The organism is Shewanella sp. 11B5 (assembly GCF_002836795.1).
Taxonomy (GTDB): Bacteria; Pseudomonadota; Gammaproteobacteria; order Enterobacterales; family Shewanellaceae; genus Shewanella; species Shewanella frigidimarina.
The window spans coordinates 1-3,124 of sequence record NZ_PJAP01000924.1; the positions used below are offsets into that span (position 1 = coordinate 1).

The 3,124-nt window shown below is 45.1% G+C and carries 3 protein-coding genes; all 3 read left to right on the top strand.

Going from position 1 to position 3,124, the window contains the following annotated elements:
- The first annotated feature begins 318 nt into the window (after positions 1–318).
- On the top strand, positions 319–1,617 hold the full coding sequence (locus tag CXF78_RS18290; protein WP_102037558.1) for an efflux RND transporter periplasmic adaptor subunit: 1,299 nt from the start codon (positions 319–321) through the stop codon (positions 1,615–1,617).
- A gap of 5 nt (positions 1,618–1,622) precedes the next feature.
- Positions 1,623–2,336: an ABC transporter ATP-binding protein gene (locus CXF78_RS18295; RefSeq protein WP_243638333.1), complete on the top strand. Its 714-nt coding sequence runs from the start codon at positions 1,623–1,625 to the stop codon at positions 2,334–2,336.
- The coding region (locus CXF78_RS18300) for an ABC transporter permease (RefSeq protein WP_102037559.1) at positions 2,336–3,124 on the top strand (789 nt) is incomplete at its 3' end. The genes CXF78_RS18295 and CXF78_RS18300, both read left to right, overlap by 1 nt.

Below are 3,124 nucleotides of genomic sequence, written 5' to 3' on the forward strand. Positions count from 1 at the left end.
GATATTTAGCTAACTCAATGACACAAAAACAGTACTATCATCTAGTTTTGGTCACGATGTCACCTTGACACAACAGCACGAAAAAACAGTGTCAGCAGCATAAACTCGGGGGATTAAAAATCAGCATTAGTGAAGAGTAAACTCATCATTGTGAGTGATTTACCTTGATATATCTCAACAAGTTGACTCAGATCACATTGCTGTTGCAGCTTAGTATTACACTTAATTTAAATGACACCTCAAGTGTGGCGTGTGCTATCGACTAACTTCACGTTCTCCAGCCTTGTATCGATGCTCAAATAATGAGAGGCCCATAATATGACATCAGATAAACAACAACCGACAACATCACACGATACTGATATTCGTCAAACGTTAGGACTCGATAAGTCTAGTGCAAAGCACAAGTTTGCGGGTAAATGGTTTTGGATTGTTGGGGGAATTGTTATTGTTATCATTGTAGTATGGCAAATATTCACTAACGGCCAATCGCAAACTATTCACTATAAAACGGCCAATGCCAACCGTGGATTATTGAGTATAACGGTTACCGCTACTGGCACGCTCGAACCCGTCAATCAGGTTGAAGTGGGCTCAGAAATTTCTGGCACAATTAAAACAGTATTGGTCGATTTTAATGATTACGTTAAAAAGGACCAAGTACTTGCGCGCATGGATACAGATCAATTGCAGGCCAAGGTAAACCAAGCTAAAGCATCTCTTGACTGGGCAAAAGCGCAGGTTAAACAAGTTGAAGCGACCATTATCGAAACCAAAAACAGCTTAAGTCGTTCCCGAGAACTCGCTAAAACGGGCATGTGTTCAGTACAAGAATGTGAAGCATCACAAGCGACATATGATCGCACTGTAGCCAATCTTGCAAGTGCTAAAGCCCAAGTCGTACAGTCGCAAGCAGCGCTTGATTCAGAGTTAACCACACTAGCAAAAGCCACCATACATTCACCGATTGATGGCATTGTGTTAATTCGTGATGTTGAACCAGGGCAGACCATGGCTGCCTCATTTCAAACACCGGTGATGTTTACCTTGGCAGAAAACCTCACTCAAATGGAATTACACGTAGACGTAGATGAAGCCGATGTTGGCCAGATTAGCGTGGGACAAGAGGCATTGTTTACTGTGGATGCTTATGCCAGTCGAAATTTTCCAGCCAAAATTTCAGAGGTTCATTTTGCTTCTCAAACCGTTGATGGTGTGGTGACCTATGAAACCGTACTAATTGTCGATAATTCAGCCTTATTACTGCGTCCTGGGATGACGGCCACCGCGGATATTTTAGTTAAACAAGTATCCGATGCATTGCTGGTTCCCAATGCAGCCTTGCGTTTCAGTCCTCCAGAACAGGAGCAACAAGCCGCTAGCAGTGGCGGCTTAATGAGTAATTTACTGCCACGACCTCCAAGCAGCTCACAACCTCAAGAACACGCAGTAAACAGCAACAAAAATCAACAACACATATGGACACTACGCGACGGCCAACCCATTTCCATAGAAGTCACCACCGGATCGAGTGATGGAATTAACACTGAAATCACTGCTGGCGACATTGAAACGGGCATGGCATTAATTATCGATACCATCAGTAACAAACAGTGAAGGATATGATGCAAAGCCAGCAACCCTCCCTGATTGAGCTCAGGGACGTCACCAAAGTTTATGGCTCAGGACAAGCAGAGATGCAGGCCTTGGGCGGAATAGATTTAACCATCGAGCGCGGCGAGTTTGTGGCGGTGATGGGGCCTAGTGGATCAGGGAAATCAACCTGCATGAATGTGCTAGGTTGCTTAGATACACCAACTGCAGGCAGTTATAGGTTTGATGGTATTGATGTTGGTTCGTTAACTCGCGATCAATTAGCATTACTAAGACGTAACTATCTCGGTTTTGTGTTTCAGGGATTCAATTTACTCAACAGAACATCAGCACTGGAAAATGTTGAATTACCACTCATCTATCGAGGCATGCCAGCTGCTGAGCGTCGTGAGCATGCATTGAATGCACTCAAAGTAGTAGGCCTTAACGGCTGGGAAGATCACACCCCGGGAGAATTATCTGGTGGCCAACAACAACGAGTAGCGATTGCCCGCGCGATTGTGACTCAGCCCTCGGTGTTATTAGCCGATGAACCCACGGGTAATTTAGATTCGTCGCGCAGTCGAGAAATAATGGAACTGTTAAGCTCATTTAATCGCGACCAAGGCATCACCATCGTAATGGTGACTCATGAGCCAGACATGGCAGCATTTGCCAAACGCCAAATACACTTCCTTGATGGCTTAGTCGCTCATGATGCCAACAACCAAGGACACAGCTGATGTTATGGAATGCTTTATTATTGGCTATGCGAGAAATTCGTCGCAATGTTATGCGGTCATTTCTTACGGTTTTGGGTATTGTCATTGGCGTAGCGGCGGTGATTATTATGGTCACTATTGGTGGCGGTGCAACACAACAGGTGACACAGCAAATTTCGAGCCTGGGCAGTAACCTGTTAATGGTCTCTCCTGGTCAGCGGATGGGAATGGGCCAGCGGTCCTCAGCATCGGCATTTCGTCTCGATGATGCTGAAGCTATCAGCAGAGAAATAAGCAACATCAGCGCAGTTGCTCCCTCCGCATCGCAGAGTGTTACCGTCGTTTTCGGCAATGAGAACTGGAGTACCAGTATTAGCGGTTCAACCAATCAACTTTTTGAAGCCGGAAACTGGGAATTTAAATCGGGGCGTCAGTTTGTCGAAAGTGAATTACGCGCAGGCAAGGCTGTTTGCATAATAGGTGAAACCGTTCGCAAGGAATTGTTTGGGGAACAAAACCCAATTGGACAAAAAATCCGCCTAGAAAAGCTGTCATGTGAAGTCATAGGGCTACTAAATTCTAAGGGGCAGTCAACAATGGGAATGGATCAGGACGATTTGGTGGTGATCCCGTTACGCACTTTTCAACGACGACTAGCGGGTAATCAGGATGTCAGACTGATCCAAATATCAGTTAAAGATGGCGTATCAACCCAGAAAGTAGAACAAGCTGTGACTGAATTGCTGCGTGAACGTCGCCATATATCAGCCAATGAAGATGATGACTTTTCGGTAATGGATCTAAAAGAA

Coding starts and splice junctions, on each gene's coding strand:
- CXF78_RS18290 (WP_102037558.1), top strand. CDS start 319: ATGACATCAGATAAACAACAACCGACAACATCACACGATACTGATATT.
- CXF78_RS18295 (WP_243638333.1), top strand. CDS start 1,623: ATGATGCAAAGCCAGCAACCCTCCCTGATTGAGCTCAGGGACGTCACC.